This window comes from Afipia sp. GAS231, from assembly GCF_900103365.1.
In the GTDB taxonomy this organism is placed as follows: domain Bacteria; phylum Pseudomonadota; class Alphaproteobacteria; order Rhizobiales; family Xanthobacteraceae; genus Bradyrhizobium.
In genome coordinates this window covers 2,342,496-2,359,252 of the sequence record NZ_LT629703.1, presented here as the reverse complement: position 1 = coordinate 2,359,252, position 16,757 = coordinate 2,342,496, and the positions used below count along the sequence as shown (strand labels likewise).

Genomic DNA, 16,757 nt, shown 5'->3' with positions numbered 1-16,757 from the left:
CGCAAGCGGACGCAAGCGAAAGCCCGCCGCTTCACGGCTTCGTGCGGGCATTCAGCCGCCGGAGAAATGCATGCCGAAGGAATGCGCGAACGAACCGAAGCCGCCGCGTTGCACGCTGCCCGCACTTGATTCCGAGCCGCCGGAGCCCGAGCGGCCCGACGCAGCGTCGCTTGACGAAGAGCCGCCGGAGAAAAAGCCGTAACGCGAGGAACTGCCGCCCGAGCCGCCGTGGCTGCCGGATGAAGATCCGCGCGGCTGGCAGTCCGTCGGCGCGGCCGTTCCCGGCGGCGTCTGCTGGCAGGTTTCGCGCGGCATCAGCGCATAGGCGCCGCCGCCGACCGCCATCGTTCCCATCAGCAATAGCGCGACGTGGCTGGAGCGTTTCACCGGCGCCGGCGTAATCAGCGGCGGGCCGACCGGCCTGCGTTTGCCGAATTCATGGGAGGGCTTGTTGGTCATGGTCAGTAGATCATGCAGGCGGCGTTGAGCGCGCCCGCGGCCAGCGATGACAATCCGAGCCAGATCGCGGCGGCGAGTTCGCCGGCCGCGATCCGCGCCGACAGGTTCGGCACCGGAATCTTGACGATGTAATAGACGGCGATCTGCACGATCAGCGCGATCGCGCTCCAGATCAGGCAATCCCAGACATTGGCGGAATGGGCGATGGCCGAGACCACCGGCAGCACGAAGCCGAGCAGGCTCATGCCGAGCGCAATCGCGGCGGCCGGATCGTTGGCGCGGATCAGCGCGAACTCGTCATGCGGCGTGACGCGGGTGTAGACGAACAGATAGGCCACGACGGCGATCAGCGCCGTGCAGAAATACACCAGGAACGCCGGCAGCCCGGCGAGGAATTGTAGGATCATTCGATGTGCCCCGAAATCGGTCCCGAATCGTGCTGGAGAGACTTGCACGATCCGATGGTCGGCGCACGGCAATAACCGGTTCAAACCGGGAGCCGAGTCGCCCGGTCGCGGACTTGCCGCCATAGCGGGTCGACCTGGCTGTGAGCTGCTTCATAAAACCGCCCGCAATAGTGTTCTATAGATCACGCAACCTTTGGTATAGTCGAGATCCGGGCGATGACGATCGTCCGGCTGCGACGACAGACGCGTTTCGATCCTTGGACAACATGGGAGAGCGACGATGCGACACTCCATATGCGCGGCACTTGTCTGTGGTTTCTCCGTTCTGCCCGGTCTGCCGGCCGTGGCGCAACCTGCGCCAAATCCGGCGATGACCGCGCCGGACCAGGTTGCCTGGCAACTGTTCATCCAGGTCAACACAAGGGCCGGCGGCAGCAACGCGACTTTTGAAACATGGGCCAGCGACACCGACACGTTCCAGCCCAATCCGCAGTTTCCGACCGCGCCGACCCCGCCGGTATTGCGGCGGCCGATTCTGCCGCAGCTCGCGCGCGAAGGCGTGCAGGAGGCCGGTGGACTGCTTCCTGCGCTTCCACCCGGGATCGCGCAGGGGGCAACCGAAGAAACCCGCCACAACAAGGCGACGTTCGATTTCATCGTGCAGAACAACCTGTACAAGGTTTCCGGACTGAAGGCCGCCTTCGGCAAAAATCTCCAGTTCCCGATCGACTCCATCGAGGTCAAGGCGAACTGGATGCCGGTCAGCGACGTTCCGGCCTTCACCAATAACAGGGTCACGCTGGCGCAGGTGCCGCAGCTCTATCACGTCAATTCCACTGGCGGGGTTCAATACGCGCTGGTGGCCATGCACGTGATCAGCAAGCTGGTGCCGAACTGGACCTGGGCGACCTTCGAGCACCGGTTCAATCCGGGCCGCTGCGATATTCTCGGCTGCAGGGACGCGTTTGGCGCGCAGCCCGCGTTCGTGCCCTCGAACCGGAGCGCCAACCAGGGGTATCCCGATTGCGCCAAGACGCCGGCTCTGACGGCGCTTTTGTCGGCCGGGAACATCGAACCGGTCTACGTGAACTATTGTCTGAAGGGTTCGCAGGCCGATTTCGTCGACAATGTCGGTCTCGATATCAGGGTCGGCAATTCCGTAACGGAAGACACCTTCGTCGCGACCGCTTCGTGCATGACCTGTCACGGTCGCTCGGTGTTCGACAAGAACGGCAAGGCAACGTCAACCGCCGGTTTCCTTTCCTTCGGCCCCAATGGACCCATTGGCCCGCTCGGACCGTTGCTGCCGGCATGGTACTGGAGCTTCAGCAGCCAGCCTCCGATTTTCGAAGGCAAGCCGGGGCTCAGCCAGATCGCGACCTCCGCAGACTTCGTGTGGTCGGTTCCGTTCTGCGCGATCGACGATACGCAGAATCCGATACCGCCTGGACCGTGCTCCGGAAAATGAGCCGGACCAAACGCCCGGGCATAACCGGACAGAAGATTCCACTCGCCGGCAGCAACCGCGTTGAACCCGAAGGCGCGGTCTATGTCGGCGACGTCGATCCGGAACAACCGATCCTCATTACGGTCTATCTGAAGCGGCGCTCGCCGGACAAGTTTCAGCCGGGGAGCGCCGGCGATCTTGCGCGGCTGGCGCAGCCGATTACCCGCCATGCGCTGGCCGCGCAGCGGCGTCGCACCCACGCCCATGCGGCTTCGCGCATAGAGACACTGGCAAAGAAATTCGGCGTGACCGTTCGCGACATCGACCTTGTCCAGCGCACCGTCATGCTGCAAGCGTCGGCACGGCTGATGTCGGAGATCTTCGGCGCCACGCTTCGCATCTATGACGACGGCAAACACCGGTTTCGCGCCCGTGTCGGCCAATTGACAGTCCCAAAGGAAATCGCGCCATGGACCCGGGCGATCCTCGGCTTTGACCAGCGGCCGATGGAGACAAGGCCCGTCGGCCGTCTGCGCGCCTTGGTCGGCGACGCCGCGAGTGGCGGGTTATGGCCGACGGAGATCGCCGCCCTTTACGGCATTCCGCTCAATCACGACGTATCGAAGGTCTGCGTCGGGATCATCGCGTTGGGGGGCGGATATCTCGATACCGACCTCAAGGAAGCCTTGCGCAGGATGGGGCGGGAAGCACCTGTCATCGTCGACAAGTCGGTGGTGACCGCCGATCCGTCGCTGCCGCCGGATGATCCGCCCGCACCGGTCAATGATTTCGGCGGCGGCACGGCCGCCGACCAGGAAATCGCGCTCGATCTTCAGATCATAGCCAGTCTGCTGCCGAAGGCGCGGGTCGTGGTCTATTTCGCCGGCAACTCGACGCAAAATCTGGTGGGGGCGATCAACAAGGCGATCTTCGACGACGCCAACCGGCCCCAGGTGCTTTCGGTGAGCTGGGGCAGCGCCGAGAAATTCTGGTCGGAATCGGCACGCGACGCGATGCAGGGCGTGCTGGCCGATGCCAAGCGGCTGCGTGTGACCGTGCTGTTCGCCGCCGGCGACGAGCTGGCGACCGGCGGATTGAGCGACGGCAGGGTTCACGTCTGGTTTCCCGCCTCCAGTCCCTATGCGCTCGGCTGCGGCGGCACCTTGCCGACGCTAGGCGCCGATGGGGCGAGCGTCGGCTCGGAAACCGTCTGGAAGGAAGGACTATCCGGCACCGGTGGCGGAATCAGCGACTGCTTTCCGGTGCCGGACTATCAATTAAATCTGGCGCTGCCGCATTCGGTGAACGATGGCGCAGTGCGCCGGGGCGTTCCCGATATTGCCGCAGCCGCTGCCAGCAGTCCGGGCTACCGCATCATCTTCAACGGTGCAGAAGTGGTGAAGGATGGCACCAGCGCTGCCGCACCCCTTTGGGCCGGCCTGATTGCGATCGCCAACGCGCAAAGGGATACGCCGGTCGGCTTCCTGAATTCGGCGCTCTATGCCAACCCGTCCTGGTTCCGGGCGATCACGACCGGCGACAACCGTGTCGGCGGCAAGGGTTATGACGCGGGGCCGGGCTGGAATGCCTGCACGGGATTGGGTGTGCCGAAGGGCGCGGATATCGTTGCAGCACTTGCCGCTGTACCGGTAGCCTGAGGGTCGCCAGAGGCTTGTCCCCAAACAAAAACCCCGCCATTCGCGGCGGGGTCCAGTCGGGAGGAGTGAGCCTTCTGGCTCGCGGTAAACCCGTAACGATTAGGCGGGGATGCGCTCTTCGACCTCGTGCGGCTCGCGCAGCACGTAGCCGCGGCCCCACACGGTCTCGATGAAGTTGCGGCCTTCGGAGGCGTTGGCGAGCTTCTTGCGCAGCTTGCAGATGAAGACGTCGATGATCTTCAGCTCGGGCTCGTCCATGCCGCCATAGAGGTGGTTGAGGAACATTTCCTTGGTCAGGGTGGTACCCTTGCGGAGCGAGAGCAGCTCCAGCATCTGGTATTCCTTGCCCGTCAGGTGGACGCGCTGGCCACCGACTTCGACCGTCTTGGTGTCGAGATTGACCACCAGATCGCCGGTCTGGATCACCGACTGGGCATGACCCTTGGAACGGCGCACGATCGCGTGGATGCGGGCAACCAGTTCGTCCTTGTGGAAGGGCTTGGTCATGTAGTCGTCGGCGCCGACGCCGAGACCCTTGACCTTGTCCTCGATGCCGGCGAGGCCGGAGAGGATCAGAATGGGTGTCTTGATCTTCGAGACCCGGAGCTGCTTGAGCACGTCGTAGCCGGACATGTCGGGCAGGTTGAGGTCGAGAAGGATAATGTCGTAATCGTAAAGCTTACCGAGATCGACGCCTTCTTCTCCGAGGTCCGTCGTATAGACGTTGAAACTCTCGGATTTGAGCATCAGCTCGATCGACTGCGCGACGGCGCTGTCATCTTCTATCAGCAAAACGCGCATGCCAGTCCCCTATCGTCGCCGCTCCGGGCGTCAGGTCGGCCGCACTTGCGGCACTCAAAACGCCTTTGAACAACTGATTCGGATCCTGACGACATATGGTTAACAAAATCTGATTCACGTTCGCAAGGTCTATCAGTGCAATTTTTATCGAATCGCCCTAAGATATTGCGTCGAAGCAGCTTTTCCTTACCGTTCTCGTTCAGTTTCCACTTTAAGAGGCGGGTCTAACCGACTCTCACGACTCGACCTTCATTCTGATGGACGAGCGTTCTCAGTCACCAAAGACAGTGACGTAATGATTAACGATGCGGGTAAACACGAGGTTAAGCCCCGGGCTCCAAAGCGCGGAAACTTAAGGTTTTCGCAATGAAGGTGTCTCCGTGAAGGCCTTGGCGGAACAGATCGGCGACATCGACGGCGTCAACATATATGGCCGTGTGGTCGGCGTGCGCGGCCTGATGGTCGAGATCGCGGGACCGATCCACGCGATGTCGGTCGGCGCGCGCATCGTGATCGAGACCGGCGGCAGCCGTTTCATCCCGGCCGAAGTCATCGGCTTCTCCGGCAGCAACGCCGTCGTGATGCCGTTCGGCGGCCTCGACGGCGTTCGGCGCGGCTGCCGCGCCGTGATCGCCAGTGCCGGGAACCAGGTGAGGCCGTCGCCGGCCTGGCTCGGCCGCGTGCTCAACGCCATGGGGGAACCGATCGACGGCAAGGGGCCGCTGGCGCAGGGCCCGTCGCCGATGCCGTATCGCGCTTCGCCGCCGCCGGCGCATTCGCGCAAGCGCGTCGGCGCGCCGCTCGATCTCGGCGTGCGCGCGCTCAATACCTTCCTGACCTGCTGCCGCGGCCAGCGGCTCGGCATCTTCGCCGGTTCCGGCGTCGGCAAGTCGGTGCTGCTGTCGATGCTGGCGCGCAACGTCGATGCCGACATTACCGTGATCGGCCTGATCGGCGAACGTGGCCGTGAGGTGCAGGAATTTTTGCAGGAAGATCTCGGCGACGTGGGCCTGGCGCGCTCGGTCGTGGTGGTCGCGACCTCGGACGAGCCCGCGCTGATGCGGCGGCAGGCGGCCTATCTGACGCTGGCGATCGCGGAGTATTTCCGCGACGAGGACAAGGACGTGCTGTGCCTGATGGACTCGGTGACGCGTTTTGCGATGGCGCAGCGCGAGATCGGGCTGTCGGCCGGCGAGCCGCCGACCGCCAAGGGCTATACGCCGACGGTGTTTACCGAGCTGCCGAAGCTTCTGGAGCGGGCAGGGCCGGGCATGGGCATCGGCACCATCACCGCGATCTTTACGGTGCTGGTCGACGGCGACGATCATAATGAGCCGATCGCGGACGCCGTGCGCGGCATCCTCGACGGCCACATCGTGATGCAGCGCTCGATCGCCGAGCGCGGGCGGTTTCCCGCGATCAACATTCTCAGATCGGTATCCCGCACCATGCCGCGGTCGGCCGATCCGGCCTTTCTGCCCGTGATCACCAAGGCCCGCCAGGTGATGGCGACCTACGCCGACATGGAGGAACTGATCCGGCTCGGCGCCTACCGGGCCGGCTCGAGCCCGGAGGTCGACGAGGCGATCCGGCTGCATGAGCCGCTGGAGGGGTTCCTGCGCCAATCCCAGGACGAAAATTGTGGCCTGGCCGACGGCTACCGCCAATTGGCGGAAATCCTGACAAATTTGGAAACGGAACGCTAACTTTGTCAGGCCATCATCCTCGGCACCTGATTAGCCATGCCGGCGGGACCCTGGGGGGAGCCGGCTTTGTCCCGCGTACAAAACTGGGACTTCTGGGGAGTATGAGTCGATGAAGTCACGTGAAACGCTGATCCGCCTGAAGAAATTTCAGGTCGATGAAAAGCGCCGAAGGGTCGCCCAGATTGAAGGCATGATCGCCGATTTCCAACGCATGTCTGTTGACCTCGAGCGCGAAATCCAGACCGAACAGGACCGGGCCGGGATCAACGATCCCTCCCATTTCGCCTATCCGACCTACGCCAAGGCCGCGATCCAGCGTCGCGAAAACCTGACCCGCTCCGCCGACGAGCTACGCATCCAGCTCGAAGACGCCAAGAGCCTGCTCAGCGAGGCGTTCGAGGAATTGAAAAAGGTCGAACTGCTCGACGAGCGTGACCAGGCGCGCGAGCGCGCCGAGGAGAGCGCCCGGGAGCAGGCCGACATGGATAGCATCGGCCTGATGCGCGCCCGGATCGGCGCGATCGCCTGAAGTTCATCCAGCGGTTTCAAATGATCGAAAGCCCGGGCTGCAACGCCCGGGCTTTTCTTCGTTGATCCGGCGGGGCCTCCCGACTTGGTGGTCGATTTGGCGCAAGGTATGCTACGAAGGTGCTCGATTGCTCCCGGCGTAAGCCGCGATGGGGGATCGCGATTTGGGGGACGCTGAATGCTGACGCCAGCTGAGCTGGTCTGGCTGATTGCCGCTGTGGCGAAGGGGGATGAGGCTGCTTTCGAGCGCCTCTACGTCGCCACGCGGGCGAAACTCTTTGGCGTCGTGCTCCGTATCTTACGGCGACAGGATCTCGCCGAGGAGGTCATTCAGGAGGCTTACGTCAAAATCTGGAACAGTGCCGGACAGTTCAATCCCGGCCTGTCTTCACCGATTACATGGATGGCATCGATCGCGCGCAACCGGGCGATCGACGTGGTGCGCAAGAAGAGTGAGACCTCGATCGAGGAGGAGCCGACCGCGATGGAAGTCGCGGCCGATTCACCCGATCCGCTGGCGCGGCGCGAGATGACGGAAGAGTTGAAGCGGTTGCTGGAGTGCGTCGGGCGTCTGGAGCCGGATCGGCAGAAGCTGGTGTTGCTGGCCTATTACAACGGCTGGAGCCGCGAGCAACTCGCCGCCAAGTTCGAGACGCCGGTCAATACGGTGAAGACGTGGCTGCGCCGCAGCATGATGGATATCCGGGAATGTCTTGGTCTTTAGGACTTCTTGGACTCTAGGAAATTTGGGTGTCTGGACTTTGAACGATGGCCTATAGCGAAGACCATATTGCGCTCGCGGCGGAGTACGCGCTCGGCACCCTCGATGCCGGCGAGCGTTCGCAGGTCGAGACCATGATGGCCGTCGATACCGAGTTCACCGGCATCGTCCATGCCTGGGAATACCGGCTCGGCGTGCTGAACCAGATGGTCGGCTCGGTCGAGCCGCGGCCGATCGTGTGGGAGAACATCAAGGCTGCGATCGGCCATTCCGGCGAGCAGGCGCCGCTGGTGCTGCCGGAGACTACGCCGCCGGTCGTTCCCGTCGTCGAACAGGCGCCGCTCGCGGCCGGTCCATCTGACGATTCCAACGTCATCCAGTTGTCGGGGCGCCTGAAGCGGATGCGCACGCTGGCGTCGGTGGCGACCGCGTTGGCGGCAGCCTTGGTCGCGATGCTGGCCATCCAGGTTTATTCGCCGGACCTGTTACCCGACGGGCTGCGCGCCAAGCCGCGGATTCAGACCGTCGAGGTCAAGACACCGGCGCCGCCGGCAACACCTTCGGCGCAATATGTCGCTCTGCTGCAGGGCTCCGGCGGCGGCGGACCGGCTTTCATTCTAACGGTCGATGCCGCGACGAAAAATTTCACCGTGCGCAAGGTCGGCGCCGACGCCGCCGAGGCCGGCAAGAGTTTTGAGCTGTGGCTGATCTCCGACCGGCTGCCGCAGCCGCGCTCGCTCGGCGTGATCGGCGCCGGCGACTTCACCGCCCGCCCGGTGCTTTCGTCCTACGACGCCAACACCATCAATGCTGCGACCTATGCGGTGACGGTCGAACAGGCCGGCGGCTCGCCCGACGGCAAGCCGCACTCGACTCCGATCTACACCGGCAAGCTGATCGAGACCGTGCCCGCGGCGCGCTGAGTTTTTACTGAAGCCAACACGCACTTCCTCGTCATGCCCGGGCTTGTCCCGGGCATCCACGTCTTTGCTTTCTCCAGCAAGGAAGACGTGGATGGCGGGGACAAGCCCGGCCATGACGACCTGGATTGAGAGAGCGCAGACGTTTCAGCCGAACAACACCCCACAAAAAGAAAACGCCCGTGGGGAGCGGGCGTTTTCTCAGTCAACTTGGGGTAGTTGGGGTCTTAAATATCCACGTGGCGACTTTGGGGGGCTGTAAAGAGCCGCGTGAATTCCGTAAATTCCTTTAGTTGCCTTACCGGACGACCGAACTTCCGGAGCTGGTGATCACGACCGGCTTGCCGGCCTTCATCACGCGCGCGGTCTGGGTGAAGCCTTCATCCGAACTGTTGTTGCGCGTCGAGATGCTGAACCCGGCGACCAGAATACCCGCGACGAGTGCGACGACCACGATCTTGAGATGGGTCGTGCGATCTGCGCTGTAAATCGAGTGGTTCATGGAAGTCTCCTGCCGCCTTCCCGCCTGTAAAATTTCGTCGATCTCGAACACAGGCAGGTTCAACGTCTCGCATCAGGAAACGTAGGAATTCCCGGTTTCGTTCCACAGATCCGATCACAAGGCGGTGAAAAGACTTGAAGATACGCGACTGAGGGCGCCGCCGCGATCGCCAGAAATCGACTATTAGTTAGATAATTCAATATGTTAATTGGAAATTGTCGAGGCTGGGGAAAAACCGCGCCAGTCGGCCCGATTTTAATAAAGCGTTTGCCTGTGACGAAAAAGCTTCGTCGCCCCTTGTGCTGATTTGCGTGCTTTTAAACGCTGCCGACCGTCTTCAGCCGGGCGCGGGGGTGGATTTCCGCCTGCGACAGCACGGTGGTCTGGGCCCGGAAGCGCTCGACCAGCGACCGCACGAACGGGCGGATGGCCGCCGACGTCACCAGCACCGGCGCCTCGCCTTCGCGGGCGGCCTGCTCGAAGCAATTGCGCACGGAAGTCATGAACTCCGACAGTTTGGACGGCTGCATCGCGAGGCTGCGGTCCTCGCCCTGGCCGACGATCGATTCCGCAAACGCCTGTTCCCACCGCGCCGACAGCGCGATTAGCGGCAGATAGCCGTTGTGGGAGGTGTTCTGGGCGCAAATCTGCCGCGCCAGCCGGGCCCGGACGTGCTCGACCATGGTTGCCGGGTTGCGTGAGAACGCCAGCGCATCGGCAATGCCTTCGAGGATGGTCGAGAGGTCGCGGATCGAGATCCGTTCGGCCAACAGGAGTTGAAGCACGCGCTGGATGCCCGAGATCGAGACGGCGCTGGGCACGATGTCCTTGACCAGTTCGCCCTGTTCCTTCGGCAGGTCCTTCAGCAGCTTCTGCACCTCGCCATAGGACAGCAGGTCCGACATGTTGTTCTTGAGCAGTTCGGTGAGGTGGGTCGACAGCACGGTGGCGGAGTCCACCACCGTATAGCCCTTGAGCGAAGCTTCTTCCTTCAGTGCGGCATCGACCCAGGTCGCGGGCAACCCGAACGTCGGTTCGACGGTGTGAATGCCGGGCACCGCCACCTGGTTGCCGGCGGGGTCCATGACCATGAAGTGGTTCGGCCAGATCTTGCCGGTACCGGCGTCGACTTCCTTGATCTTGATGATGTAGGTGTTGGCTTCGAGCTGGACGTTGTCGAGGATTCGCACCGCCGGCATCACAAAGCCCATTTCGACCGCGAGCGAACGGCGCAGCGCCTTGATCTGCTCGGTCAGGCGGTCGGTGCCGTCGGGGCCGTTGACCAGCGGCAGCAGCGCGTAGCCGAGCTCGATCTTGAGGTCGTCGATCTTGAGCGCGGTGGAGATCGGCTCTTCCGCCGCCGCGGTCGCGGCCGCTGCCGCGAGCTCGGGGGCCGCCAATTCGGCGGCGGCTGTGGCCCTGGTTCTGCGGTTGTGGTTGCGCGCTTTCCAGGCCAGCGCGGCTGCGCCGCCACCGAGTGCCAGGAACGGCAGCATCGGAATGCCCGGCAGCAGCGCCAGCACCAGCATCACGCCGGCCGACATGCCGAGCGCCTGCGGATAGCCCGAGAGCTGCTTCATCAGCGCCTTGTCGGCCGCACCGGTGATGCCGGCCTTCGACACCAGCAGGCCCGCCGCAGTCGAGACGATCAGCGCCGGCACCTGGGTGACCAGGCCGTCGCCGACCGTCAGCACGGTGTAGGTACGGGCGGCGTCGCCGAAGCTCAGCCCCTGTTGCGCGACGCCGATGATGATGCCGCCGATGACGTTGATGAACACGATCAGAAGGCCCGCGACGGCGTCGCCGCGGACGAACTTCGAGGCACCGTCCATGGCGCCGAAGAAGCCGCTTTCGTCTTCCAGCTCCTTGCGGCGCGCCTTGGCGGTCTTTTCGTCGATCAGGCCGGCGGAGAGATCGGCGTCGATCGCCATCTGCTTGCCCGGCATCGAGTCGAGCTGGAAGCGGGCCGCGACTTCGGCGATACGGCCCGAACCCTTGGTGATGACGACGAAGTTCACGATCACGAGAATCGCGAACACGATAATTCCGATCACGAAATTACCTGACATGACGAAGTTGCCGAACGCCTCGATGACGTGGCCAGCGGCGGCGGTGCCCTCATGGCCCTTCGACAGGATCAGCCGGGTCGAGGCCATGTTCAGCGACAGCCGCAGCATGGTCGAGATCAGGAGGATGGTCGGAAACGACGAGAATTCCAGCGGCGCCTGGATGAACAGCGAGGTCATCAGGATCAGGATCGAGACCGTGATCGAGATCGCCAGAAACAGATCCAGCACGATCGAGGGCAAAGGGAGGATCAGCACCACCAGGATGGTGAGCACGCCGAACGCCAGCGCCAGATCGCCGCGCTTGAGGACGTCGACGATTTCGCTGAGGCTGGGAAAACCGTTGCCGGTGCCCGCGCCTTGACCCGCCGTGACGTCGACCATACTCGCAGCCCCCCGCCGCCCCTGGCGGCCGCGGCCGCCGAGCGTATTCGCAACGGCCGAAGGGCCGCCGGTCCGAAAGTGAGGTACCGCACTGGCGTCCACGGGGATTCCTCCCGTATCCAACGCAATCGACACTCGACTTCACCCGGCAATTATTGCCGGGTGCATGGTTAGCAAAGGGTTAACGAAGAGGGCCGTTTGGGGTCATTTGGGGTCGGCGACCCGGAACGCCGTCTCGCCGTCATTGCGAGGAGCAAAGCGACGAAGCAATCCATGCCTCAGCAAGCCGCGATATGGATTGCTTCGCTGCGCTCGCAATGACGGCCGCAGCACACTCGCACTCTTGCGGCGCGGTGCGTCCGAAGTTTTGCAGATATCTCACCGCTCGGCCGCTCGCTCTGTCATAAGGACGGATGGCAGATCCAGCAGGCTTTGAAATCGTCACCTATCAACGGCAACCCGGGCTGTGGCGCGCCAGCGTGACACCGAGCGGGCGGTCGAACTCCGGCAAGATCATGCGCAGCATCGTCACGCCGGACGATTGCGTGACGGAGGAAGACGCCCGCAAATCGGCGATGCGGGCGATCAAGAACATCGACTCCGAACAGGCCGGCCTGGCCTCGGTCCAGATTGAGGCAGGCCGCTGATCGTCTCACCCGACGGCAGCCGTCATCCTGCCCTTGCCACCGCAGGTCTTGCACGGCGGCAGATAGATCCTGCGGCCGGGCGTGGGCTGTTTGAAGGGCGGAGAGCCGGTGCCGTTGCAGGCCGGGCATTTTTCTTCGTTCGGGTTTGATTTGATCGGTTTCATGGGTGCTTCTCGACTTTTATAGCGGACGAGATACGGCGACTGATCGCAAAGGTTCCAGTCCGCCACCAAAAGTTGAATTTCAGGGTGTGACCGCTTTATCACAGTCGGTAGCCAAGTCGAATTCCGATGCTACAAAACCGTATCAGCCCCCGTTCTTTATTCCTAGCGTGCATCCGGGAGGCTCCGGACCGGGGCTTGGAAGGGGCGCGGCAATATTTCTGCCGCGAAGGTAATATGATTTTTGATCATGTCATTGCTGCCGGCATTGGCGCGCGCACCCGCAAGCTGCTTCTGGCCGGAACCGCATTGGCGGGGGCGGCACTGTTTCCCTCGCTTGCACAGGCCCAGTCCGTATGGGGCGCCGCCGGCAGCACCACGACCACCAGCACTTACAATACCGGCACCAACTGGAGTACCGGGACTGCGCCGGTTGGTGGCGGTCAGTCGGCGCAATTCGGCGATGGCACCGGCGGGTCGGGCGGAACCGCGAGCAGTGCGGTTTCGGTAACCGCCCCTATCGGGCCCGACTCCTGGACATTCACGGCCAACTCGCAGAGCTACACCGTGACCGGGTCGGTTATTTTCGCTACCAGCGTCACCAACAACGCCAGCAACGGGGCGTCGATTTCGATTGCCAACAACATGACCGGCGTGACCTTGTCCCAGGCCGCGGCCAGCACGCTGACGCTGAGCGGGACCAACAGCTTTGGCCCCACGACGGTCTCGGCCGGCACGCTCGTCAACAACGGCTCGCTGACCTCGACGGTCGGCGTTTCCTCCGGCGGCACCTTCAGCAACGGCGCCTCCGGCACGGTGTCCGGTGCGGAGTTGATCAACCTGGGAAACGCAATCAACGCCGGAACCATCAATAACGGCGTGGGTAACGGCGGCGATTTCCATAACAGCGGCACCGTGAACGGGGGCGTCGGTAATAGTACTAACGGCACCGTTACCAACACGGGGACGGTGAATGGCGGTCTGAACAATGATTTCGGTACCTACACGCAGACGGCGGGAACGACCGGCGGCGGCGCCGCCAACAGCGGCACCATCAACGCCAACGGCGGCGCCTTCAACGGCGCGATCGTCAACGCGAATGGCGGCTTCGGCGGCACCTTCAAGGTCGGCGGCACCGTCACCAGCGACAGCACGTTCAACAACTCCACGGCGACGTCGCGCCTGCTGGTCAATACGGGCACCTACACGGTCACCGGCCTGATCACGAACTCGGGCACCAATGCCTCCGGCGGCATCCTGGTGTCCGCCGGCGCCACGCTGACGGCGAACGGCGGCATCACCAACAACGCCGCCGCCATCTTTGTGAACAACGGGACCACGAACACGACCGGTGGCCTAAACAACGCGGGCATCGGCAACAATAGTGGGTCGCTGACCGGCGGCCTGACCAACTCCGGCACTTATAATCAGACGGCAGGAACGACCAGCGGCGGCACCACCAACACTGGCACGGTCAACGCCAACGGCGGCGCGTTCAACGGCGCGATTCTCAACAATACCGCCGGGACATTCACCGTCGGTGGCACCGTCACCAGCAACAGCACGTTCACCAACAACGGCACCGCCCAATTGGACATCACTGGTGGCAACTACACCGGCATCACGACGCTGACGAACAATTCGACCAATGCCAACGGCATCGTGGTGGCGGCAGCCCGGACGCTGAGCGCGACCAACATCAGCAACAGCGCCGGCTCGTTCATCCAGAACTCGGGCACGTTGACCGCGACGACGGGGCCGATCACCAACTCGGGCACGATTACCGACCTGACGGGATCGACCCTGAACGGTGGATTGACGAACAGCGCCGGCGTGGCCAACATGCAGGGCACGCTCAACGGTCCCGTCATCAACAACAACACCAGCGTGTTCACGGTGACCGGTGCACTTCTCGGCAACAGCACCCTGACCAACAACGGTACCTCGCAGTTGCTTGTCTCTGGCGGCAACTACACCGGCCTGACGACGCTGACCAACAACTCGACCAACGCCAGCGGCGTCGTTGTGTCTGCGGGAAGGACGCTGACCGCGACCAACATCGCCAACTCCGCCGGGGCAACCTTCGCCAACAATGGCATCACTAATGGTATTCTGAACAGCAATGGCGGTACGGTCACGAATTCCGCGACCGGCACCTGGAACGGCGACGTCACCAGCAACACCAGCAGCGCGACCGGCATCACCAACAACGGCATCTGGAACGGCAACGTGGTGGCCAACACCGGGACCATCGTCAACAACCTGACCTGGAACGGTACCGTCAACAACACGTTCGTTTTCACCAACAACGCGACGGGTACGGTGACGGGGCTGGTCACCAACACCGGTGGCGGCACATTCTCTACGGCGGGAACGCTGTCGAACGGCCTGACCAACGCCGGCATCGTCTTCGCGCAGGGCACGATCAACGGACCGATCGCCAACAATGGCGGCGGCATCAACGTCATCGGCGCGCTGGTCGCCAACTCGACCTTCAACAACGCCGCGACCGCGACCATTAACGTCAACAATCAGTCGTTTACGGGAGTGACCACCTACACCAACGCCGGGACCACCAATCTCGGGGGCGGGGGCGGCGGCACGATCAGCGCGACCTCGCTGGTCAACACGGCGAGCGGCACCTTCAACAGTTCCAGCACGACCAGCACCGTCACGACGACCTCGATCACCAACAGCGGCACGTTCCTCAACAATGGTACGACCACCGGCACGTTCACGATGGCGGCGGGCAACCTGAGCGGCATCGGCAATACCCAGAGCCTCACCGTCAACGGCGGCACGTTCGCGCCGGGCAACGGCACCGCGGGCTCTTCGATGACCGTCACCGGCAGCCTGGTGCTGCAGGCGGCGGCGACCTACCTGGTGCAGATCAATCCGACGACGGCGTCATTCACGAATGTCACCGGTGCCGCCTCGTTCAACGGCGCCACGGTGAGCGCCAATTTCGCTGCCGGAAGCTACATTTCCAAGCGCTACACCATCGTCACGGCGGCCGGTGGCGTGAACATGAACAGCCCGTTCGGCGCGCTGGTGACGACCGGCCAGCCGGCGAACATGCACTCGACGCTCAGCTACGATACCAACAATGCCTACCTCGATTTGAACCTGAACTTCGGCTTGCCCGGCGGCGTGCTGAACCAGAACCAGCAGAATGTCGGCAACGCCCTGAGCGGCTTCTTCAACCGCACCGGCGGTATCCCGACGGCGTTCGCGTCGTTGACCGCGGGCCAGCTTACCCAATCAGACGGCGAACTGGCGACCGGCTCGCAGCAGTCGACCTTCAACGCGATGAACCAGTTCATGGGCGTGATGACCGATCCGTTCGTGGCCGGGCGCGGCGATCCGGTGTCGGCCGGCGGCGGCGCGGCCGGATATGCCGATGAGCAGCAGCTTGCGTATGCGGCAAAACGCAATCCGAACGATGCGCTGGCCGCGATCTATCGCAAGGCGCCGGTGTCGGCGCAGCGCTGGAGCGTGTGGGCGGCGGGCTATGGCGGGTCGCAGACCACCAACGGTAATGCCGTGGTCGGCTCCAACACCACCAGCAGCAACCTCTATGGCACGGCGGTCGGCGCCGACTATCGGCTGTCGCCGGATACGCTGGCCGGCTTTGCGTTGGCCGGCGGCGGCACCAACTTCAGCGTCGCCAACGGGCTCGGCTCGGGCCGCTCGGATTTGTTCCAGGCCGGCGCGTTCGTCCGGCACAACATGGGCGCGGCCTATCTCTCCGGCGCGCTGGCCTATGGCTGGCAGGACATCACCACCAACCGCACGCTGACCATTGCCGGCATCGACCAGTTGCAGGCGAAGTTCAATGCCAACGCGTGGTCGGGCCGCGTCGAGGGCGGCTACCGCTTCGTGTCGCAGGGCATCGGCCTGACGCCGTACGCCGCCGGCCAGTTCACCACCTTCGACCTGCCGGCCTATGCCGAGCAGGCGATTTCGGGCGCCAACACGTTTGCGCTGGCCTACGGGGCCAAGAGCGTGACCGCGACGCGCAGCGAACTCGGCCTACGCACCGATAAATCATTCGCGATGGAAGACGGCGTGTTAACGCTGCGCGGCCGCGCCGCCTGGGCGCATGACTACAACCCTGATCGGGCCATCGGCGCCACCTTCCAGACGCTGCCGGGCGCGTCCTTCATCGTCAACGGCGCACGCCAAGCCAGCGATGCTGTGCTGCTGACGGCTTCCGCCGAAAAGAAATGGCTGAACGGCTGGTCGGCCGCCGGCACCTTCGAGGGCGAGTTCTCCAACGTCACCACCAGCTATGCCGGCAAGGGCGTGGTGCGGTATTCGTGGTAATCGGCGTCAGTCGTTAGAGCCTTA

Annotated in this window: 13 protein-coding genes; 8 read left to right on the top strand and 5 right to left on the bottom strand. The window is 63.4% G+C overall.

Translation table 11 applies throughout. The annotated features are described in order from the left end of the window. Positions 1-51 precede the first annotated feature (51 nt). Positions 52-459, bottom strand: a complete 408-nt coding sequence (locus BLS26_RS11170; protein ID WP_092511015.1) for a hypothetical protein — start codon at positions 457-459, stop codon at positions 52-54. Between the two features lie 2 nt (positions 460-461). Then, complete coding sequence (locus tag BLS26_RS11165; RefSeq protein WP_092511013.1) at positions 462-866, bottom strand: DUF350 domain-containing protein; 405 nt, start codon at positions 864-866, stop codon at positions 462-464. A gap of 280 nt (positions 867-1,146) precedes the next feature. Between BLS26_RS11165 and BLS26_RS36285 the strand changes: the two genes are divergently transcribed. Both BLS26_RS36285 and BLS26_RS11155 read left to right on the top strand, forming a co-directional pair. Then, positions 1,147-2,334, top strand: coding sequence for a hypothetical protein (locus BLS26_RS36285; protein ID WP_172804582.1), 1,188 nt, complete (start codon positions 1,147-1,149; stop codon positions 2,332-2,334). Continuing rightward, a complete protein-coding gene (locus BLS26_RS11155) occupies positions 2,331-3,971 on the top strand; it encodes a protease pro-enzyme activation domain-containing protein (protein ID WP_092511009.1) in 1,641 nt (546 codons plus the stop codon). Before BLS26_RS36285 ends, BLS26_RS11155 begins: the two co-directional genes overlap by 4 nt. 99 nt (positions 3,972-4,070) lie before the next feature. Here BLS26_RS11155 and ctrA read toward each other — a convergent pair whose 3' ends face one another. Then, positions 4,071-4,772, bottom strand: coding sequence for a response regulator transcription factor CtrA (ctrA, locus tag BLS26_RS11150; protein ID WP_007600544.1), 702 nt, complete (start codon positions 4,770-4,772; stop codon positions 4,071-4,073). 380 nt (positions 4,773-5,152) lie between these two features. On the opposite strand from ctrA, the gene fliI reads away from it, so the two are divergent. The 4 genes from fliI to BLS26_RS11130 all read left to right on the top strand — a co-directional run bounded on the left by fliI (position 5,153) and on the right by BLS26_RS11130 (position 8,650). After that, on the top strand, positions 5,153-6,478 hold the full coding sequence (gene fliI, locus BLS26_RS11145) for a flagellar protein export ATPase FliI (protein ID WP_092511007.1): 1,326 nt from the start codon (positions 5,153-5,155) through the stop codon (positions 6,476-6,478). 109 nt (positions 6,479-6,587) lie between these two features. Continuing rightward, entirely contained in the window at positions 6,588-7,007 is a 420-nt protein-coding gene (gene fliJ / locus BLS26_RS11140; protein WP_092511005.1) for a flagellar export protein FliJ, read from the top strand. A 177-nt stretch (positions 7,008-7,184) separates the two neighbouring features. After that, positions 7,185-7,730: a sigma-70 family RNA polymerase sigma factor gene (locus tag BLS26_RS11135; RefSeq protein ID WP_092511003.1), complete on the top strand. Its 546-nt coding sequence runs from the start codon at positions 7,185-7,187 to the stop codon at positions 7,728-7,730. Positions 7,731-7,774: 44 nt separating this feature from the next. Further along, positions 7,775-8,650, top strand: a complete 876-nt coding sequence (locus BLS26_RS11130; protein WP_092511001.1) for an anti-sigma factor domain-containing protein — start codon at positions 7,775-7,777, stop codon at positions 8,648-8,650. Between the two features lie 295 nt (positions 8,651-8,945). On the opposite strand, the gene BLS26_RS11125 is transcribed toward BLS26_RS11130, so the two are convergent. Beyond that, positions 8,946-9,149 carry a hypothetical protein gene (locus BLS26_RS11125; protein ID WP_092517927.1) on the bottom strand — a complete coding sequence of 68 codons (204 nt, stop codon included), beginning with the start codon at positions 9,147-9,149 and terminating at the stop codon, positions 8,946-8,948. A gap of 317 nt (positions 9,150-9,466) precedes the next feature. Continuing rightward, positions 9,467-11,599, bottom strand: a complete 2,133-nt coding sequence (flhA, locus tag BLS26_RS11120; RefSeq protein ID WP_172804789.1) for a flagellar biosynthesis protein FlhA — start codon at positions 11,597-11,599, stop codon at positions 9,467-9,469. A 413-nt stretch (positions 11,600-12,012) separates the two neighbouring features. On the opposite strand from flhA, the gene BLS26_RS11115 reads away from it, so the two are divergent. Next, the gene (locus BLS26_RS11115; protein WP_092510997.1) at positions 12,013-12,246 is read left to right on the top strand and encodes a hypothetical protein; all 234 of its coding nucleotides are present in this window, start codon (positions 12,013-12,015) and stop codon (positions 12,244-12,246) included. A 398-nt stretch (positions 12,247-12,644) separates the two neighbouring features. Continuing rightward, a complete protein-coding gene (locus BLS26_RS11110) occupies positions 12,645-16,733 on the top strand; it encodes an autotransporter domain-containing protein (protein ID WP_157676407.1) in 4,089 nt (1,362 codons plus the stop codon). Positions 16,734-16,757 lie beyond the last annotated feature (24 nt).